This is a genomic window from Nocardioides nanhaiensis (genome assembly GCF_039542785.1).
In the GTDB taxonomy this organism is placed as follows: Bacteria; Actinomycetota; Actinomycetes; order Propionibacteriales; family Nocardioidaceae; genus Nocardioides; species Nocardioides nanhaiensis.
The window spans coordinates 996,210-1,014,210 of record NZ_BAABIM010000001.1; the positions used below are offsets into that span (position 1 = coordinate 996,210).

Annotated in this window: 18 protein-coding genes; 12 read left to right on the forward strand and 6 right to left on the reverse strand. The window is 73.9% G+C overall.

Annotated elements, in window-relative coordinates:
• Window positions 1–3: 3 nt before the first annotated feature.
• From truA to ABD948_RS04835, 3 genes are read left to right on the forward strand one after another with little or no spacing between them, the layout of a single operon-like run.
• A complete protein-coding gene (gene truA / locus ABD948_RS04825) occupies window positions 4–822 on the forward strand; it encodes a tRNA pseudouridine(38-40) synthase TruA (protein WP_345263189.1) in 819 nt (272 codons plus the stop codon).
• Complete coding sequence (locus tag ABD948_RS04830; protein WP_345263191.1) at window positions 815–1,447, forward strand: class I SAM-dependent methyltransferase; 633 nt, start codon at window positions 815–817, stop codon at window positions 1,445–1,447. The genes truA and ABD948_RS04830 overlap by 8 nt, the downstream gene beginning before the upstream one ends.
• The gene (locus ABD948_RS04835; protein WP_345263193.1) at window positions 1,440–1,985 is read left to right on the forward strand and encodes a hypothetical protein; all 546 of its coding nucleotides are present in this window, start codon (window positions 1,440–1,442) and stop codon (window positions 1,983–1,985) included. The genes ABD948_RS04830 and ABD948_RS04835 overlap by 8 nt, the downstream gene beginning before the upstream one ends.
• Before the next feature lie 106 nt (window positions 1,986–2,091).
• Here the strand turns inward: ABD948_RS04835 and ABD948_RS04840 are convergent, their stop codons facing one another.
• From ABD948_RS04840 to ABD948_RS04860, 5 genes are all read right to left on the reverse strand, one after another.
• Entirely contained in the window at window positions 2,092–3,243 is a 1,152-nt protein-coding gene (locus tag ABD948_RS04840; protein WP_345263195.1) for an acyl-CoA dehydrogenase family protein, read from the reverse strand.
• Window positions 3,244–3,401: 158 nt separating this feature from the next.
• Entirely contained in the window at window positions 3,402–4,634 is a 1,233-nt protein-coding gene (locus ABD948_RS04845) for an acyl-CoA dehydrogenase family protein (RefSeq protein ID WP_345263197.1), read from the reverse strand.
• Window positions 4,635–4,637: 3 nt separating this feature from the next.
• Window positions 4,638–5,729: a phosphotransferase family protein gene (locus tag ABD948_RS04850; protein ID WP_345263199.1), complete on the reverse strand. Its 1,092-nt coding sequence runs from the start codon at window positions 5,727–5,729 to the stop codon at window positions 4,638–4,640.
• On the reverse strand, window positions 5,722–6,543 hold the full coding sequence (locus tag ABD948_RS04855) for an SDR family oxidoreductase (protein ID WP_345263201.1): 822 nt from the start codon (window positions 6,541–6,543) through the stop codon (window positions 5,722–5,724). Before ABD948_RS04855 ends, ABD948_RS04850 begins: the two co-directional genes overlap by 8 nt.
• A complete protein-coding gene (locus tag ABD948_RS04860) occupies window positions 6,543–7,295 on the reverse strand; it encodes an SDR family oxidoreductase (RefSeq protein ID WP_345263203.1) in 753 nt (250 codons plus the stop codon). The genes ABD948_RS04855 and ABD948_RS04860 overlap by 1 nt, the downstream gene beginning before the upstream one ends.
• 78 nt (window positions 7,296–7,373) lie before the next feature.
• On the opposite strand from ABD948_RS04860, the gene ABD948_RS04865 reads away from it, so the two are divergent.
• From ABD948_RS04865 to ABD948_RS04905, 9 genes are all read left to right on the forward strand, one after another.
• Window positions 7,374–8,012 (forward strand): TetR/AcrR family transcriptional regulator, encoded by a 639-nt coding sequence (locus tag ABD948_RS04865; protein ID WP_345263205.1) that lies wholly within the window; start codon window positions 7,374–7,376, stop codon window positions 8,010–8,012.
• Between the two features lie 53 nt (window positions 8,013–8,065).
• Complete coding sequence (locus tag ABD948_RS04870; RefSeq protein WP_345263207.1) at window positions 8,066–9,226, forward strand: acyl-CoA dehydrogenase family protein; 1,161 nt, start codon at window positions 8,066–8,068, stop codon at window positions 9,224–9,226.
• A gap of 26 nt (window positions 9,227–9,252) precedes the next feature.
• The gene (locus tag ABD948_RS04875; RefSeq protein ID WP_345263209.1) at window positions 9,253–10,398 is read left to right on the forward strand and encodes an acyl-CoA dehydrogenase family protein; all 1,146 of its coding nucleotides are present in this window, start codon (window positions 9,253–9,255) and stop codon (window positions 10,396–10,398) included.
• A 78-nt stretch (window positions 10,399–10,476) separates the two neighbouring features.
• Window positions 10,477–11,031 carry a SigE family RNA polymerase sigma factor gene (locus tag ABD948_RS04880; RefSeq protein ID WP_345263211.1) on the forward strand — a complete coding sequence of 185 codons (555 nt, stop codon included), beginning with the start codon at window positions 10,477–10,479 and terminating at the stop codon, window positions 11,029–11,031.
• Window positions 11,024–12,361 carry a hypothetical protein gene (locus ABD948_RS04885; protein ID WP_345263213.1) on the forward strand — a complete coding sequence of 446 codons (1,338 nt, stop codon included), beginning with the start codon at window positions 11,024–11,026 and terminating at the stop codon, window positions 12,359–12,361. Before ABD948_RS04880 ends, ABD948_RS04885 begins: the two co-directional genes overlap by 8 nt.
• A 114-nt stretch (window positions 12,362–12,475) precedes the next feature.
• Window positions 12,476–14,179: an ABC-F family ATP-binding cassette domain-containing protein gene (locus ABD948_RS04890; RefSeq protein WP_345263215.1), complete on the forward strand. Its 1,704-nt coding sequence runs from the start codon at window positions 12,476–12,478 to the stop codon at window positions 14,177–14,179.
• Complete coding sequence (locus ABD948_RS04895) at window positions 14,176–15,225, forward strand: PE-PGRS family protein (protein ID WP_345263217.1); 1,050 nt, start codon at window positions 14,176–14,178, stop codon at window positions 15,223–15,225. The genes ABD948_RS04890 and ABD948_RS04895 overlap by 4 nt, the downstream gene beginning before the upstream one ends.
• Before the next feature lie 45 nt (window positions 15,226–15,270).
• On the forward strand, window positions 15,271–15,492 hold the full coding sequence (locus ABD948_RS04900) for a hypothetical protein (RefSeq protein WP_345263219.1): 222 nt from the start codon (window positions 15,271–15,273) through the stop codon (window positions 15,490–15,492).
• An 8-nt stretch (window positions 15,493–15,500) separates the two neighbouring features.
• Window positions 15,501–16,337 (forward strand): hypothetical protein, encoded by an 837-nt coding sequence (locus tag ABD948_RS04905; protein WP_345263221.1) that lies wholly within the window; start codon window positions 15,501–15,503, stop codon window positions 16,335–16,337.
• Window positions 16,338–16,624: 287 nt separating this feature from the next.
• On the opposite strand, the gene ABD948_RS04910 is transcribed toward ABD948_RS04905, so the two are convergent.
• Window positions 16,625–17,956 (reverse strand): S1C family serine protease, encoded by a 1,332-nt coding sequence (locus ABD948_RS04910; RefSeq protein WP_345263223.1) that lies wholly within the window; start codon window positions 17,954–17,956, stop codon window positions 16,625–16,627.
• Window positions 17,957–18,001 lie beyond the last annotated feature (45 nt).

The window sequence follows — 18,001 nt, forward strand, 5'->3', positions numbered from 1 at the left end:
CGCGTGCGGCTGCGTCTCGACCTCGCCTACGACGGCTCCGACTTCCACGGCTGGGCCGCCCAGCCGGGGCTGCGCACGGTGCAGGGCGAGCTGGGTGCCGCGCTGGCCACGGTGCTGCGGGTGCCCGCCGTCGAGGTGGTGTGCGCGGGGCGCACCGACGCCGGGGTGCACGCGAGGGGGCAGGTGGTGCACCTGGACCTACCGGTGGGCGCACCCGACCTGGACGACGAAGCGGTGGCGCGATTGGCGCGCCGGGTCAACGGCGTGCTCGACCCGGACGTCCGGGTGCGCGGGGTGCGGGTGGCGCCGCCGGGCTTCGACGCACGGTTCGGGGCGCTCTGGCGGCGCTACGCCTACCGCGTGGCCGACACCCCGGGCAGCGTCGACCCGCTGACCCGCGGCCACGTGCTGACGTGGCCGCGACCTCTCGACGAGGCGCTCATGAACGCCGCGGCCGCCGAGCTCGTGGGCCGCCACGACTTCGCCTCGTTCTGCAAGCGCCGCGAGGGCGCCACCACGATCCGCACCCTGCTCGACCTGGCCTGGGAGCGGCGCCCCGACGGCGTCCTGGAGGCCACCGTGCGCGCCGACGCGTTCTGCCACAGCATGGTGCGGGCGCTGGTCGGGTGCCTGCTCGCGGTGGGGGAGGGACGTCGTCCGGTGGCCTGGGCCGCCGAGCGCCTCGCCGCCGCCGAGCGGGACCCCTCGGTGGCGGTGGTGCACGCTCACGGGCTGACGCTGGAGGAGGTGGCCTACCCTCCCGACGACGAGCTGGCCGCGCGGGCCGAGCAGACGAGGGCGAAGCGGGTGGCCGGTGAGTGAGCAGGAGGAGCACTACTTCACCGCCGACCCGTCGGTGCCGTTCTCGCGGCAGCCGGTGGAAGCGCAGGTGTGGGGGCAGCACCTGGAGCTGAGCAGCGGCAGCGGGGTCTTCGCGCGGGGCCGTCTCGACATCGGCACGGCGGTGCTGCTGCGCGAGACCGACCCGCCCGCGCTGCCCGACGGCGCCCGGGTGCTCGACCTCGGCTGCGGCTACGGCGTCATCGGGCTGGCGCTGGCCGTCGCCGTGCCGGGGGCGCGGGTGGTCGGCGTCGACGTCAACGAGCGGGCGCTGCTGCTGGCGCGGGAGAACGCGGCGTCGCTGGGCGTCGAGGATCGCGTCGAGGCGCTGCTGCCCGACGCCGTGCCCGCGGACGTGGAGTTCGACGAGATCTGGAGCAACCCGCCGATCCGGATCGGCAAGCCCGCCCTGCACGCGCTGCTGCTGCAGTGGCTGCCGCGGTTGGCTCCCGGTGGCCGGGCGGTGCTGGTGGTGGGCAAGAACCTGGGTGCGGACTCGTTGCAGCGGTGGCTGGGTGAGCAGGGCTGGCCCACGACGCGGCTGGCCAGCGCCAAGGGGTTCCGCGTGCTCGAGGTGCGCCGGGCGGGGGAGGGGAGCGATGGCTGAGGCGCGGCCCTACGTCTCGCGCCGGCTCTCGGGAGCCCCGGGCGCCGTCGTCGACGAGGTGCGGGCGCGCCTCGACGACGGCGAGGAGCTGCTGGCCGCGGTGGCGGTGGCCAAGGTGTTCCCGCCGCTGGACGTCGTCGTCGTCACGCCGTGGCGCGTGCTGGCCGGCATGCGGCGCCAGCTGGACGACGAGGGCTGGCGCGTGCGGCTGGCACGCGAGGACGTCGCCGAGGTCGAGGTGACCGGCTTCATGGACAACGTGCGCTTCGTGATGCGGGACGGCGGCGAGGTCAAGGTCGGCAACCTGATCGACGCCCACGACGAGCGGCCGCTGCGCGAGGCGCTGGGGCTGCCGGTGACCGAGCCGGAGCCGGCTGAGTCGGACGCGTCCGAGGGTCCGGGGGACGAGCTGTCCTCGCTGGACGACCTGTTGGCGGGGCCCGACACGGAGACCGAGGCGGCGCCGCATGCCCCGGCCGCGACGTGGGAGCTCTACGACCCGCCGCCCCCGGCCCACCACCGGCACCGGCGGCGCTGAGGCGGTACTGGACGGCCGGTTGTGCAGCTTGTCGGCCAACGCGTTGGCTGACAAGCTCGGGAGTACCCGGCCGACCGGGGAAATCCCACCCGGGCGCCGGCCCGCCTCAGACGAACGCGTTGACGCCGGTCTCGGCGCGGCCGATCAGCAGCTTCTGCACCTGGGTGGTGCCTTCGTAGAGCGTCATCACGCGGGCGTCGCGCAGGAACTTCTCGGCCGGGTAGTCGTCCACGTAGCCGGCACCGCCGTGCACCTGGATGCAGTTGTTGGCGGCGCGGACGGCGGCCTCGGAGGCGAAGAGCTTGGCCTTGGAGGCGGCGACGCCGATGGGCTCGCCGCGCTCGATCAGGTCGGCGCAGCGCCACACGAGCAGGCGAGCGGCGTCGGCGTCGAGGCTGATGTCGGCGATCAGCTCCTGCACCAGCTGGAAGCCGGCGATCTCGCGGCCGAACTGGGTGCGGCTGGTGGCGTAGGCCACCGAGCTCTCCAGGCAGGCCTGCACCAACCCGACGCAGCCTGCGGCCACCGAGACGCGGCCCTTGTCGAGCGTCGTCATCGCGATCTTGAAGCCCTGGCCCTCGGCGCCGAGCAGCGCCGTGGAGGGCACCCGCACCTGGTCGAGGAACAGCTCGGCGGTGGCCTGGCCGCGCAGGCCGAGCTTGCCCTTGATCTCGCGGGCCTCGAAGCCGGGGGAGTCGGTGGGCACCAGGAAGGCGCTGACGCCGCGCGGGCCGTCGTCGCTGGTGCGGGCGAAGACCAGCGCGACCTTCGCCCAGGTGCCGTTGGTGATGAAGAGCTTCTGGCCGGTGATCAGCCAGTCGTCGCCGTCGCGCACGGCCTTGGAGGTGAGGTTGCCGGCGTCGGAGCCGGTACCGGGCTCGGTGAGGCCGAAGCATCCCAGGATCGAGGCGTCGGCGATGCGCGGCAGCCACTCCTGCTTCTGCTCCTCGGTGCCGAAGCCCAGGATCGACTTGCCCACCAGTCCGTTGCTCACCGAGACGATGCCGCGCAGGGCGGAGTCGGCGCGGCCGAGCTCCTCCATGCCGAGCACGTAGGTGAGGTAGTCGCCGCCCAGCCCGCCGTACTCCTCGGGGATGGTCAGCCCGAAGAAGCCGAGCTCGGCCATCTTGGGCACGATGTCGAGGTCGACCGACTCCCGCCGGTCCCACTCGGTGCGGTGCGGCACCGCCTCCTTCTCGAGGAAGGCGCGGGCGGCGTCGCGGAACGCCTGCTGCTCGTCGGTCAGCGCGAGGTCCATGGCTCCTACTCTGCCTGGTCGGGGGTGGGCGGTGGGTGGGTTCCCGAACGGTCGGCCAGAACGGTGACTGCGGCACCCCCGCCCGAGGGCAGCGGTGCCGCAGCGACCGATCGAGGTGGCCGGACGGTGACGGGGACACCCCCACCGCCCGGGCGAGGTCAGCCGGCGGTCGTGTGCCGCGCGATCTCGGCCTTGGCCAGCGAGTTCTTGTGCACCTCGTCGGGCCCGTCGGCCAGGCGCAGGGTGCGGATGCCGGCGAGCGAGGCGGCGAGCGGGAAGTCCTGCGAGAGGCCGCCGGCGCCGTGGGCCTGGATGGCGCGGTCGACGATCTCCTGCACGACCTTGGGGGTGGCGATCTTGATGGCCTGGATCTCGGTGTGGGCGCCGCGGTTGCCCACGGTGTCCATCAGCCAGGCGGTCTTGAGCACCAGCAGCCGCAGCTGCTCGACGGCGACGCGGGCCTCGGCGATCCACTCGCGGATCACGCCCTGCTGGGAGAGCGTGCGCCCGAACGCGACGCGCGAGTCGACGCGGCGGCACATCAGCTCGATGGACCGCTCGGCGACGCCGATGGCGCGCATGCAGTGGTGGATGCGGCCGGGGCCGAGCCGGGCCTGGGCGACGGCGAAGCCGGCGCCCTCCTCGCCGATCAGGTTGCTCGCCGGTACCCGGACGTCGGTGAAGCGCATCTCGGCGTGGCCGCCGTGCTCGTGGTCGTCGTAGCCGAGCACGTGCATGGGGCGCACGATCTCGACGCCGGGGGCGTCGCGCGGCACGAGGATCATCGACTGCTGGCGGTGCCGGCTGGCCTCGGGGTCGGTCTTGCCCATCACGATGAAGATCTCGCAGTCGGGGTTCACCGCCCCGGTGATCCACCACTTGCGGCCGTTGAGCACGTACTCGTCGCCGTCGCGCACGATCGAGGTGGCGATGTTGGTGGCGTCGGAGGAGGCGACGTCGGGCTCGGTCATCGCGAACGCCGAGCGGATGCTGCCCTCGAGCAGCGGCGTCAGCCAGCGCTCCTTCTGCTCGGGGGTGCCGAACATGTGCAGCACCTCCATGTTGCCGGTGTCGGGCGCGGCGCAGTTGAAGGCGGCGGGGCCGAGGTGGCCACTGCGGCCGGTGATCTCGGCGATCGGCGCGTACTCCAGGTTGCTGAGCCCGGCGCCGAGCCCGCCGGTGTCACCGGGCAGGAAGAAGTTCCACAGCCCCTGCTCCTTGGCGGTGGCGCGCAGGCGCTGCATCACCGGGGCCTGGGTCCAGGCGAAGCGGTCCTCCAGCTGCGCCAGCTCGTGCTCGAAGGTCTCCTCGGCGGGGTAGACGTGCTCGTCCATGAACGCGGTCACGCGCTCGACGAGCTCCTGGGTGCGGGTGTCGAAGGAGAAGTCCATGCGTCATCGGTCCTTTCGGGGGTGGACGGCGGCGAGGCCGGCGGCGAGCATCGGCTCGACGACCTCGCCGACGCGGTCGAAGCCGGCGCCGACGGTCTGGCCCTGCTGGTGGCGGTAGTGGATGCCCTCGAGGATCACCGCGAGCTTGAAGTGGGCCAGGCCGAGGTGGAAGTCGAGGTGGTCGGCGTCGACGCGGCGGCCGCTGGTGGCGGCGTAGCGCTCGAGCACCTCCTCGGAGGTGGGGTAGCCGGGGGCGGCGCTGGCGTCGGCGACGGCGCCGCCGCCCACCACGCGGGCCAGCCCGTCGTAGACGAGCAGCAGCGCGACGTCGGTGAGGGGGTCGCCGAGGGTGGCCATCTCCCAGTCGACGACGGCGCGCACGGGCTGCTCGGCGTCGGGCAGCGCGAGCAGGTTGTCGAGGCGGTAGTCGCCGTGCACGATGCCGGCACCGTGGCCCGGCGCGCGGTCGGCGTCGTCGGCGGGCACGTGCTCGGCGAGGTGCGCGAGCAGGCGGTCGGCGTCGGGGAGGTCGCGCGAGCGGGAGCCCTCGAGCTGCTGGCCCCAGCGGCGCACCTGACGGGCCAGGAAGCCCTGCGGGCGCCCGAACTCGGCGAGCCCCACGGAGGCGGGGTCGACCAGGTGCAGCCGGGCGAGCGCGTCGACCATGGCGTCGGCCAGGTGCCGCGTGCGCTCGGGGCCGACCTCGGCCAGCTGCGCGGCGGTGCGGTACGGCGTGCCCTCGACCTTCTCCATGACGTAGAACGGCGCGCCCAGCACGGAGTCGTCGGGGCAGTGCGCGTAGGTCTGCGGCACCGGCACGTCGGTGTCGGCGAGCGCGCTCATCACGGTGTGCTCGCGGCCCATGTCGTGCGCGGTGGCCTGCACGTGGCCCAGCGGCGGGCGGCGCACGATCACCTCGGTGGTGCCGTCGGTGACCTCGTAGGTGAGGTTGGACTTGCCGCCCGCGATCAGCCGCGCGCGCAGGTCACCGGTGGCGGCGCCGTCGAGGTGGCCGGGGCGCTGCTGCTCGTACCAGGGTCCGAAGACGGCGAGGTCGAGGCCGGGGGTCTCGGTCCGGTCGGGTGCGTCAGCCATGGTCTCCTCCGGGGGTGCCGTGCTGGGCGAGAGCGTCCACCTTGGTCTGCAGCCGGCGCATGCCGCCGAGCCACCGGTCGGTGTCCGTGGCGCGGGCGGCGTAGTAGCCCGCGACCTCGGGGTGCGGCAGCACCAGGAAGCGGCCCTCGTCGAGCGAGGCGACCCACGCCTCGGCCACGGCCTCGGGGGCCAGCGCCTCGTCGTGGGAGAGCAGGTCCTTGAGCGGGCCGGCCTGCTCGAGCATCGCCGTCTGCACGCCCTGCGGGCAGATCGCCTGCACCGCGACGCCGCGCTCGCCGTAGGTGACCGAGAGCCACTCGGCGAAGCCGACGGCTGCGTGCTTGGTGACCGAGTACGGGGCGGCGCCGATCATCGTCAGCAGGCCGGCCGCCGAGGCGGTGACGACGAAGCGCCCGCCCTGGCCGTCCGCGAGCCACCGCGGCACCAGGTTGCGGGCGACGCGCACGTGCGCCATCACGTTGACGTCGAGCATCTGCGCCCAGTCGGCGTCGGAGGCCTGCAGGCTGTCGGGCTGGGTGCGGTCGATGCCGGCGTTGGCGCAGAAGACGTCGATGCGCCCGAGCGCCAGGGTGGCCTTCTCGACCAGATCCGCGGCGCCCTCGGGCGAGGAGCAGTCACCGGGCAGCGGCACGATGTCGAGCTCGGTGGCCACCTGGTGCAGCGCCTCGGCGTCGAGGTCGGTGACGACGACGCGGGCGCCCTCGGCGACCAGGCGCTCCGCGAGCGCGCGGCCGATGCCGCGCGCGGCGCCGGTGACGACGGCGCCGCGGTCGGTCAGCTGCGGGTGACCCATCAGACGCCGCCGGTGAGCAGCAGGCCGCCGTCGGCCACCATCGTCTGGCCGGTGAGCCACGAGGCGTCGTCGGAGAGCAGGAAGGCCACGAGGCTGCCGATGTCCTCCGGCACGCCGAGGCGCTTGGCGGGGTAGGCCGCCGAGACCTCCTCCTCGCGGCCCTCGTAGAGCGCGGTGGCGAACTTGGTCTTGACGACGGCGGGCGCCACGGCGTTGACCCGGATCGAGGGGCCGAGCTCCACGGCGAGGCTCTCGGTCAGGCGGATCAGCATCGCCTTGCTGGCGCCGTACATGTCGATGCCGGGGGCCGGCTTGAGGCCGGCCACCGAGGCCACGTTGACGACGGCGCCGCCGTGCTCGCCCATCCAGGCGCGGTGGGCCTCCTGGACGAGCGCGAGGGCGGCGAGCACGTTGACGTCGACCATCTTGCGGGCGGCGTCGAGGTCGAGGTCCATCAGCGGGCCGTAGACGGGGTTGATGCCGGTGTTGTTGACCAGCAGGTCGAGGCTGCCGAAGGTCTCGACGGTGCGGCGCACGACCTCGGCGCGGTGCTCGGCGTCGCCGGCGTTGCCCGCCACCGCGAGCGCCTTGTCCGGCCCGCCCAGCGTGGCGACGGCCTCCTCGAGGGCCTCGGGCTCGCGCGCGGTGACGACCACCCTCGCGCCCTCGGCGACCAGCCGCTCGGCGATCCCCAGCCCGATGCCGCGGCTCGCGCCGGTGACGATCGCGACCTTGCCGTCCAGACCCCGCATGTGTCCTCCGCTCCGTGTGGGCGCCGCGGCAGCCGCGGGCCATTGCTTGTGACTAAGCGCTTGCTTACTATGCGTGTCATGAGCCCCGCCGTCAACGCCCCGTCCGGGGACGCCCCGCCGGGGGCGGCCCTCGCGGGTGACGCGCGCTCGCGGCTGCTCGCCGCCGCCGTCGAGGCTTTCGCCGCCAAGGGCTTCCACGGCACCACCACCCGCGACATCGCCGCGGCCGCCGGCATGTCGCCCGCCGCGCTCTACGTGCACCACCGCTCCAAGGAGGAGCTGCTGCACGCCATCTCCAGCGAGGGGCACCGTCGCACGCTGGCGCTGTGCGAGGAGGCCGTGCGCAGCGAGGGCTCGCACGCCGCACGTCTGGACCGGTTGGTGGCCGCCTTCGCGCGGCACCACGCCGTCAACCACACCAGTGCCCGCGTCGTGAACTACGAGCTCGCCGCGCTCAGCGAGGCGCACCGCGCCGAGATCGAGGAGCAGCGTCGTCGCATCGAGCACGTCGTCCGCGACCTGCTGGTGGCCGGCGTCGAGGCGGGGGAGTTCCAGACCCCCGACCCCGTCATGACCGCTGCGGCACTCTTGTCCCTGGGGGTCGACGTCGCCCGCTGGTACCGCACCGGCGCCGGCTGGACCCCCGAGCAGCTGGCCGAGCACTACGTGGTGCTCGCCCGGCGCATGGCCGGCGTCGTCGACGACCGGCCCGCCTGACCCGACTCACAGACCACCCGCACCACCCACCACAGGAGAGAAGAGGCGACCGCATGCAGCTGCAGCTGTCGGAGGAGATGAAGGCCTTCCGGGAGGAGATGCGCACGTTCTTCACCACGGAGGTCTCCGAGGAGATCCGCACCGCGGTGGCCGAGCAGCGCGAGCTCACCAAGGAGCAGATCGTCGAAAGCATGCGCACGCTCAACGCCGCCGGGCTCGCCGTGCCGCACTGGCCGGTGGAGTGGGGCGGCCGCGACTGGAGCGAGCTGCAGCGCCACATCTGGCACGAGGAGATGCAGCGCGCCTGCGTCCCCGCGCCGCTGGCGTTCAACGCCTCGATGATCGGCCCGGTGATCGCGCACTTCGGCACCGAGGAGCAGAAGGCCGAGTTCCTGCCCAAGACCGCCAACCTCGACATCTGGTGGAGCCAGGGCTTCAGCGAGCCCGACGCCGGCTCCGACCTGGCCAGCCTGCGCTGCGCCGCCGTCCGCGACGGCGACGACTTCGTCGTCAACGGCCAGAAGACCTGGACCACGCTCGGCCAGTACGGCGACTGGATCTTCAACCTCGTGCGCACCGACCCCGAGGCCAAGAAGCAGGCCGGCATCTCGATGCTGCTCATCGACATGACCACCCCCGGCGTCACCGTGCGCCCCATCGAGCTCATCGACGGCGGCTACGAGGTCAACGAGGTCTTCTTCGAGGACGTGCGCGTCCCGGCCGCCAACCTGGTGGGCGACCTCAACGGCGGCTGGACGATCGCCAAGTTCCTGCTCGGCAACGAGCGCGTCGGCGTCGCTCCCGTGGGCGCCACCAAGCGCTCGCTGGCCCGCTTCAAGGAGCTCGCGGCCGACGTCATCGCCGACGACCCGCTGCTGCGGGCACGCATCGTGGAGCTCGAGAACGAGCTGCTCGCGCTCGAGCTCACCGCGCTGCGCGTCGTGGCCCACTCCACCGACGGCGAGCCGCACCCGGCCTCGTCGGTGCTCAAGCTCAAGGGCACCGAGCTCCAGCAGGCCGTCAGCGAGCTGGCCGTCGACCTCGCCGGTCCGGCCTCGCTGGCCGGTGGCGCCGACGACGCCACCGGCTCGGCGCTCGACCCGTGGGCGCGGCGCGTGACGCCGACCTACCTCAACTTCCGCAAGGCCTCGATCTACGGCGGCTCCAACGAGGTGCAGCGCCAGATCATCAGCCGCACGATCCTGGGCCTCTGAGCCCCCGCGACGAGAGGGACGAGAACATGGACTTCAGCTACGACGACGAGCAGGAGGCCCTGCGCGACGCCGTGCGCGGGCTGGTGGGCAAGGCCTACGGCGACTACGAGAACCGCCGCCAGGCGGTCGCCGAGGCGCCGGGCTTCAACGAGAAGCTGTGGCAGCAGATGGCCGAGATGGGGCTGCTCGGGCTGCCCTTCGCCGAGGAGGACGGCGGCGTGGGCGCCGGGCCGGTCGAGATCGGCATCGTGTGCCAGGAGCTCGGCCGCGTGATCGCGCCCGAGCCCTACCTGGCCTCGGTCGTGCTCGCCGGCGGCCTGGTGGCTGCGGTGGGCACCGCCGAGCAGCGCAGCGAGGTGCTGGGTGCGCTCGCCGGTGGTGAGCGGGTGCTGGCCTTCGCGCACGACGAGCCCGGCCAGCGCTGGTCGGCGTCGGCTGCCGGTGTCACCGCGTCGGAGTCCGATGGTGGGTGGACGCTCTCCGGCACCAAGGAGCCCGTGGTGGCCGGCGAGCGCGCCGACCAGCTCGTCGTCAGCGCGGCGCTGCCGGGTGGCGGCACCGGGCTGTTCCTGGTGGACGGCTCGGCGGCGACCCGCACCGGCTACCGCGGCCACGACGGCACGCACGCCGCCAAGGTCGAGCTCGACGGCGTCACCGCGACGCCGCTGGGGGAGGCCGGCGCCGACGTCACCTCCAGCATCGCCACCGTGCTCGACATCGGCCGCGTGATGGCGGCCAACCAGGCGCTCGGCGCCATGCAGTACTCGCTGCGCGCCACCAGCGAGTACCTCAAGAGCCGCAAGCAGTTCGGCGTCACGCTCAACACCTTCCAGGCGCTGACGTTCCGGGCGGCCGACATGTACGTCTCGCTCGAGCTGACCCACAGCCTGGTCGACTGGGCGACGATGGTCGTCGAGGGCGGCGACCCCACTGCTGTCGCCGATGCTGCCGCTCGCGTGGGGCTGCAGGTCAGCCGCGCCGGTCGCCACATCGGTCAGGAGACCATCCAGCTGCACGGCGGCATCGGCGTCACCGCCGAGTACTCCGTGGGCAGCTACATGGCCCACCTGACGGCGCTGGACCACCTGCTCGGCGACGGCGGCCACCACCTGCGCGGCCTCTCCGCCGCGGTGATGGACCACGAGGACGTGGACCCGCTCACCGTGGCCTGACCCGCCACCGAGAATCCGCTTCACCCGCAGGCCGGGTGCGTGTCGCAACACGCACCCGGCCTGCGGCGTTCAGGATGCATGGAGGCATTGCTGGGCGCCGGGCCGGCGCGGAGCGGGAGGTCACGGGTGGTCGACGACGACGCGCTCGACTTCGACGCCTGGGTGACCGCGCGCGGGCCGGCGCTGCTGCGCCTGGCCTACACGCTGACCGGCAGCCGGACCGACGCCGAGGACGTGGTGCAGGACGCGCTGGCGCGGGCTCTGCCCCGGTGGGACCGGATCGCCCGGTTCGAGCACCCGGAGGCCTACGTGCGTCGGATGGTCGTCAACGCCCACACCTCGCGGTGGCGGCGCTGGCGGCGCCGGGAGACGCCGCACGCCGAGGTGGTGCTGCCGGGCGTGGTCGACGGGCCGGACACCGCGATGCCGGTGGACGAGGTGCGCGCCGTCTGGGCCGCCTGCGCCGCGCTGCCCACCGACCAGCGGGTCGCGGTGGTGCTGCGCTACTACGAGCAGCTGGAGTACCGCGAGATCGCTGCTCTCACGGGCGTGGCCGAGGGCACCGTGCGCTCGCGGGTCTCGCGGGGACTGGCGACGCTGCGGACGAGCATGGAGGTGGACGTCGATGAGTGACTTCGAGGACCGCGTGCGGCGTGGCCTCGCGGCCGGTGCCGAGCAGGCACCGGGCGCGAGCGGGCTGGCTGCTGCTGCGCGCGGTCGGGCGCGCCGACGCCGTCGTCGGCTGGCGGGTGCGGTGGCGGCGGTCGCCGTCGTCGCGGTGGCGGTGCCGGTGGGTGTGCTCATGCTGCGGGACGGCGACGGCTCCGCGCCGTCGGGTGGGCGGGGCGTCGACCCGGCTGCGCCTGCGAGCACGCTCGGGCAGGGGCCGGAGGTCGGCTGCGGAGGTGACGCGACGTGGCCCGTCGCCGTCATGGACGGCGGCCTCGCCGACGAGGTGGACGACGCCCGGGTGCGCGACGCCCTGGCCCGGTTGCTGGACGACGCTCCCATGGACGCGCCGCCGGTCCTGCAGGAGGCGGGCGCGGCGTCGGTGGACTACACGGTGCTCTCGGTGACCGGCGAGGAGCTCGTGGTCGGCGTCGGTCCGTGGTCCTCCGAGGAGGGTCCGGGAGCCGGGGCGATGAGCATCGGACTCGAGCGCGACGACACGGGCCGCTGGGAGGCCGGCGGGTGGGGTGACTGCCAGCTCGCCGTCGTGATCCCGGCCGGGCGGGGACAGGTCGAGGTGACGGCGCCGCCCGGTGGCGTCGACCCGGCCACGACCGCTCCCACCGTGCTGGTGAACGAGCGCGACTGCACCAGCGGACGCGACCCGCGACCGTTCCTGGGGCAGCCGACGGTGGTGGAGTCCGGTGACGAGGTGCTGGTGACCCTCACCAGCCAGGCTCTGCGCGAGGATGCGAGCTGCATCGGCAACCCGTCGGTCCCGCTGGAGCTGTCGCTGGCCGAGCCGCTCGGGGACCGACGGCTGCTCGACGCCGGCGTGTGGCCCTACCGCGAGCTGGAGGTCGCGACCCCGCCGCCGGCCGCCGATCTCTGCCCCGACGGCGTCTTCGCCAACTCCGACTTCGCGCTCGACCCCGACCCCGGCGGTGCCCTGGTGGTGTGCCGGATGGAGTGGAGCGCGCAGGCGGAGTCGGGTGGCTCCTACCTGCTGGCGCAGGAGCGGGCGCTGACCGAGGAGGAGTCCGACCTGGTGCGCCTCGCCGTCGCGGAGGCTCCGGAGCTGCCCCGCTCGGGGTTCCGGCGCTGCGACCGTGGCCCGCGCGAGTTCTACCTGGTGCTGACCGCCGACGGCCAGCAGGTGCCGTTCTGGGTCAACCACGGGGTCTGCGGTGAGACCTCGGTCTACACGAGCCCCACCGGCGACGGCGTCGTCTTCCGCGAGGTCACCCCAACACTCCTCGACGCCCTCGGCTCCCCGTACGACCTCCTCCGATAGTCCGCAGCGAAGTGGTCGCTCCACCCGCCGGTCCACGACCACATTGCTGCGCACTATCGGGGTGGGGCCGATATCGGGGTGCGGGCGGCACGGGGCACGGGGGATGATCGGGGCATGGGTCACGTGGAGGTCAGCGGCGTGCGCTACGAGCTGCCCGACGGCCGGGTGCTGCTCGACGACGTCTCGTTCCGCGTGGGCGAGGGCGCCAAGGTCGCGCTGGTCGGCGCCAACGGCGCCGGCAAGACCACGCTGCTGCGCATCGTCACCGGCGAGCTGGTGCCGCACGCCGGCGCCGTCACGCGCAGCGGTGGGCTCGGCGTCATGCGGCAGATGGTCGACGCCGGCCTCGGCGGACCCGAGTCGCCGCCGACCGTCGCCGACCTGCTGCTCAGCGTCAGCCCGCCGCGGGTGCGCGCAGCCGCGGCAGAGGTCGACCGGTGCGAGCTGGCCCTGATGGAGGCCGACGACGAGCGCACCCAGATGCGCTACGCGGAGGCGCTGGCCGAGTACGCGGACGCCGGCGGCTACGACGTCGAGGTCACCTGGGACGTGTGCACCGTCAAGGCGCTCGGGGTGGGCTACGACGCCGCCAAGTACCGCGAGCTGCGCACGCTCAGCGGCGGCGAGCAGAAGCGGCTGGTGCTGGAGTACCTGCTGGCCGGCCCCGACCAGGTGCTGCTGCTCGACGAGCCCGACAACTTCCTCGACGTGCCCGGCAAGACCTGGCTCGAGCAGCGCATCGCCGCCTCCGACAAGACCATCCTGTTCATCAGCCACGACCGCGAGCTGCTGGCCAACACCGCCACCCGCGTCGTCACCGTCGAGCTCGGTGCGGCCGGCAACACGGTGTGGACCCACCCGGGGGGCTTCGAGAGCTACCACCAGGCGCGCACCGACCGCTTCGCGCGCTTCGAGGAGCAGCGCCGCCGCTGGGACGAGGAGCACGCCAAGCTGGTGGCGCTGGTGCTGCGGCTCAAGGTCAAGTCCGAGTACAACGACGGGATGTCGAGCCAGTACCGGGCCGCGCAGACCCGGCTGCGCAAGTTCGAGGAGGCCGGCCCGCCCACCGAGCAGCCCCGCGAGCAGCAGGTGACGATGCGCCTGCGCGGTGGCCGCACCGGCAAGCGCGCCGTGGTCTGCCAGGGTCTGGAGCTCAGCGGCCTGATGCGGCCCTTCGACCTCGAGGTCTGGTACGGCGAGCGCGTGGCGGTGCTGGGGTCCAACGGCTCCGGCAAGAGCCACTTCCTGCGGCTGCTGGCCGCCGGTGGCTCCGACCCCGACGTCGAGCACCGGCCGGTCGACGACGCGCCGGTGGAGCCGGTGCGCCACACCGGCAGCGCCAAGCTCGGCGCCCGGGTGCGCCCGGGGTGGTTCGTGCAGACCCACGCCCACCCCGAGCTCGAGGGGCGCACCCTCGTGGAGATCCTGCACCGGGGTGACGGCAGCCCGCACGGCCGCTCCGGGATGGGGAGGGAGCAGGCCAGCCGGGTGCTCGACAGGTACGAGCTCGCCCACGCGGCCGAGCAGCGGTTCGAGAGCCTCAGCGGCGGCCAGCAGGCACGCTTCCAGATCCTGCTGCTCGAGCTCAGCGGCGCCACCCTGCTGCTGCTCGACGAGCCCACCGACAACCTCGACGTGCAGAGCGCCGAGGCGCTCGAGCAGGGGCTGGAGGCCTTCGAGGGCACGGTGCTCGCCGTCACGCACGACCGCTGGTTCGCCCGCGGCTTCGACCGGTTCCTGGTCTACGGCGCCGACGGCGAGGTGTACGAGTCCAACGGCCCGGTGTGGGACGAGGCTCGCGTGGTGCGTGCTCGGTGACCGCCACCCACGGCACCGAGAGCGCTGCTCTCCGGGTCGTGCCGATGGATCCCCACGACCCGGCCTCGTTCGACCCGTGGTGGGAGGCCTACCGCGACGCCGAGGTGCACGACCGCGGCGAGGTGGCCACGGTGTGGCAGCGCGAGGAGCTGCGGGCCCTCATGCAGGAGCCCGGCCGCAGCCGGTCGGTCGCGGGGTGGTCCGGTGTGGTGGGGGAGGAGACCGTCACGACCGGGTACCTCAGCCTGCCGCAGCTCGACAACCTCACCCGTGCCGCGGTCGCCGTCACCACCACCGCGCCGCACCGGCGCCGCGGGCACGGCACGGCGATGCTGGACCACCTGCTGGTGCACGTGCGCGCCGCGGGCCGCACCACGGTCGACACCGAGACGTTCTGGCCCCACGACGCCGGACCTGACGGGGACGGCGCCCCCGGCCGCGAGTTCGCGCGTCGGCACGACTTCGAGCTCGCCCTCGGCGACGTGCACCGTCGGCTGACCCTGCCCGTGGCTGGCGAGCTGCTCGACCGCCTGGCCGCCGAGGCGGCGCGACACCACGGCGGCTACACCCTGCGCTCCTTCGCCGGCCCCGTGCCCGACGAGCTGCTGGCCGGCGTGGCCGCGCTCGACGCGCTGGTGGCCACCGACGCGCCCACCGGCACGCTCGACGTCGAGCCGCACGCCGTCGACCTCGGGGCCTTCCGCGACGCCGAGGGCCTGCTCGAGCGCCAGGGTCGCAGCAAGGTGGCCACGGTGGCCCTCGACGGCGCTGGCGAGGTGGTGGCCTTCACCGACCTCGCCACCACCGTGCACGAGCCCGACCGCGCCTACCAGTGGGGCACGTTGGTGCGGCGCGACCACCGCGGCCACCGGCTGGGTCTGGCCGTGAAGGTGGCCAACCTGCGGCTGCTGCAGCGCGAGTTCCCTGCCGTGCGCCAGCTCACCACGTTCAACGCCGAGTCCAACGCCCACATGGTCGCCGTCAACGACGCCCTGGGGTTCGTGCCGGTCGAGCGGCTGGGCGAGCTGCAGCGCCGGCTCCCCTGACCGGCTCTCCTGACCGGGCGAGATATCTGTGACACGCTGACCCACGTGGACGACGCCGCAGCCGACCCGGACCCCCTGACCGCAGCCCTGCGCGACACGCCCCCGCCGGCCGTGCAGGCGCTGCCGCCGCAGCTGCGGGAGCGGTTGGCCACGCAGGTGCGAGCCGGCCGCGCGCGCCAGCGCCGCCTGGGCGAGGAGGCGGTGGCCTCCGCGCTCAAGGGAGTGCCGCTGCCTGTCAGGGGTCTGGTGCGCAAGGCGATCGGATGAGCGATCGGATGAGCGAGCAGAGCCTGCAGACCCGGCGCATCGCGCGGCTGCTCGGCGTCGAGAGCACCGATCTCGACTACCTGCGCGACGTGCCCGAGGACGAGCTGAAGGTGCTGCACGACCAGGTCGCCCGCGCGGTCTTCGCCGGTGGGGAGAAGCGGATGGCCAAGGTCGCCGGGCTCTCGCGCAGCATCCCTGCCCCGCTCGCGGGCCGCCTGGCGGAGCGGTTCCTGCCGCCGCTGGTGGCCGCCCGGGTGGCCGAGCTGCTCGAGCCCGAGCGCGCCCGCGACCTCGTCGGCCGCGTCTCGGTGCCGTACCTGGCGGACCTGGCCGTCGCGCTCGACCCCGTCCGCTCTCGCCCGGTCGTGCGCGCGATCCCGCCTCAGCGGATCGGCGAGGTGGCCGGTGAGCTGTTCGCGCGCGGCGAGCACGCCCTGATGGCGGAGTTCGTCACGAGCGTCGAGCGCCCCGCCCTGGAGGCCGCCCTGGCGGTGGCCAGCCCCCGGGACCTGCTCACCGTGCTGCCGCTGCTGGAGTGGACCGACGACGTCGAGCACGTCGTCGAGCACCTGCCGGTCGCGCGGGTGCGCGAGATCGCCGCGGCCCTGACGCCGTCCGAGCTCGCCGACCTCGTCGTCGTCCTGGGGCCCTCGCGGTGCGAGCCGCTGCTCGAGGCCGTCGACGACGCCACGGTCGCCGCGGTCGGCGCGCAGCTGGTCGGCCGGCGCGACGACGCCGACCTGGAGACGATCGGGTCGCTGGCCTGGCTGCTCAGCGACGACCAGCTCGAGCGCGTGACCGCCCTGGTCGACGACGACTCCCTGGTGTGGCTGGAGGGCCGCTAGCTGCCAGAAGGGACGTCCTCCGGGCCGCGCGGCGTCGTGTGGCCGGTGTGACTGGAGGTGTTGGTGAGGTGCGAGCCGGGAGTAGTCGCCCCACCCACCCCGGACGCGGCGACGGGGTGCGGGTGACGGGCCTTCCCTGACCCGCCGTCACCCGCACCCCGCCTCATCCCGTGGTCGCGGTGGTGCTCCGCGACCGGGGCCCTCCCGGATGTGGCGTCCGGGAGCGTCTGGTGTGTCCCAGCCAGCCTCAGCCAGCCTCGGCCAGCCTCAGCCAGCCTCGGCCAGCCTCAGCCCTGCTCGGCGTCCGAGCCGAGCGTGAGCGTGGTGGTGGCCTCCTCGCCGTCGCGCTCGTAGGTCACCTCCACCTTGTCGCCCGGGCGGTAGGAGCGGATGGTGGCCACCAGCGAGCTGGAGGAGTCCACGGCGGCGTCGTCGATGGCGGTGATGACGTCGCCGGGCTCGAGTCCGGCATCGCCGGCAGCGGAGCCGTCGTTGATCTCCTGGATCTCGGCCCCCTCGGTCACCGTCGCGCTCGAGACGCCGGTCTGCGCGACGTCGCCGACCGTGATGCCGAGCTGGGCGTGCGTCGGGGTCTCGCCGTTCTGCATCTGGTCGATGATCGGCAGCACGTCGTCGACCGGGATGGCGAAGCCCAGGCCGATGGAGCCCGCCTCCCCTCCCATGCTGCTCCCGGTGCTGCGGATCGAGGAGTTGATCCCCACGAGGTGGCCGTTCATGTCCACGAGCGGGCCGCCGCTGTTGCCGGGGTTGATCGCCGCGTCGGTCTGGATGGCCGGGTAGGTGGTGCTGTTGCCCGCGGCGTCCGTGCCGACCTCGACCGGGCGGTCGAGGGCGCTGACGATGCCGGTGGTGACGGTCGACTCGAGGCCGAACGGGGAACCGATGGCGACCACGGGCTCGCCGACCTGCAGGTCGCCGGAGGTGCCGATGGTGATCGGCGTGAGGCCCGAGACGTCCTGCGCCTGCACGAGCGCGGTGTCGGTGAGCGGGTCGAGGCCCACGATCTCGCCCGGGGCCTTGGAGCCGTCGGCGAAGCGGACGGTGATGGAGCCGCCCTCGCCGGCCAGCCCGGCGACGTGCTCGTTGGTGAGGATCAGCCCGTCGGAGCTGAGGATCGCCCCCGAGCCGGAGCCGGACTCGCCGGCGCCCGTCACGTCGAGCTCGACGGTGGAGGGCAGCACGCTCTGGGCCACCGACTCCACGGAGCCGTCCGCGGCGGGGGTGTCGGGGGTGTCGACGACCTGTGAGGTCCGCACCGTCGTCGCACCCGCACCGCCGTCCTCCCCGGCCAGCGCCGAGTAGGCGGCCGCGCCACCGATGCCGGCGCCACCGCCCACCAGCAGCGACGCCGCGACGACGGTGGCGGCGAAGCGACGGCGCCCGCGCGCCGGCGGCACCGGGCGCTGCGGCGCCGCACCGTACGGCGGGGGAGCCTGGCCCGCGCCCGTGGCGGCGTACGCGGTCTCGAAGGGGTTGTCGCGACGGGTGTCCCGGTCGCCGTCGTGGTGCCGGGGTGACCCGTCAGCCGGCAGCGGCTGGGTGTCCTCGCGACGCGTGGGCGGCTCGGAGGGGGGCGGGAAGGTCGGGTACTGGCTCATGCCTCGAGCGTGCCGAGCGAGCCTGTGACCAGGCTGAGACCCAGG

What these genes read in the sequence shown, in the direction of transcription:
- ABD948_RS04880 (WP_345263211.1), top strand. Translation starts at nt 10,477, where the DNA reads ATGGAGGCATTGCTGGGCGCCGGGCCGGCGCGGAGCGGGAGGTCACGG.
- ABD948_RS04865 (WP_345263205.1), top strand. Translation starts at nt 7,374, where the DNA reads ATGAGCCCCGCCGTCAACGCCCCGTCCGGGGACGCCCCGCCGGGGGCG.
- ABD948_RS04845 (WP_345263197.1), bottom strand. Translation starts at nt 4,634, where the DNA reads ATGGACTTCTCCTTCGACACCCGCACCCAGGAGCTCGTCGAGCGCGTG.
- ABD948_RS04875 (WP_345263209.1), top strand. Translation starts at nt 9,253, where the DNA reads ATGGACTTCAGCTACGACGACGAGCAGGAGGCCCTGCGCGACGCCGTG.
- ABD948_RS04905 (WP_345263221.1), top strand. Translation starts at nt 15,501, where the DNA reads ATGAGCGAGCAGAGCCTGCAGACCCGGCGCATCGCGCGGCTGCTCGGC.
- ABD948_RS04890 (WP_345263215.1), top strand. Translation starts at nt 12,476, where the DNA reads ATGGGTCACGTGGAGGTCAGCGGCGTGCGCTACGAGCTGCCCGACGGC.
- ABD948_RS04910 (WP_345263223.1), bottom strand. Translation starts at nt 17,956, where the DNA reads ATGAGCCAGTACCCGACCTTCCCGCCCCCCTCCGAGCCGCCCACGCGT.
- ABD948_RS04850 (WP_345263199.1), bottom strand. Translation starts at nt 5,729, where the DNA reads ATGGCTGACGCACCCGACCGGACCGAGACCCCCGGCCTCGACCTCGCC.
- ABD948_RS04860 (WP_345263203.1), bottom strand. Translation starts at nt 7,295, where the DNA reads ATGCGGGGTCTGGACGGCAAGGTCGCGATCGTCACCGGCGCGAGCCGC.
- ABD948_RS04885 (WP_345263213.1), top strand. Translation starts at nt 11,024, where the DNA reads ATGAGTGACTTCGAGGACCGCGTGCGGCGTGGCCTCGCGGCCGGTGCC.
- ABD948_RS04870 (WP_345263207.1), top strand. Translation starts at nt 8,066, where the DNA reads ATGCAGCTGCAGCTGTCGGAGGAGATGAAGGCCTTCCGGGAGGAGATG.
- ABD948_RS04855 (WP_345263201.1), bottom strand. Translation starts at nt 6,543, where the DNA reads ATGGGTCACCCGCAGCTGACCGACCGCGGCGCCGTCGTCACCGGCGCC.
- ABD948_RS04840 (WP_345263195.1), bottom strand. Translation starts at nt 3,243, where the DNA reads ATGGACCTCGCGCTGACCGACGAGCAGCAGGCGTTCCGCGACGCCGCC.
- ABD948_RS04835 (WP_345263193.1), top strand. Translation starts at nt 1,440, where the DNA reads ATGGCTGAGGCGCGGCCCTACGTCTCGCGCCGGCTCTCGGGAGCCCCG.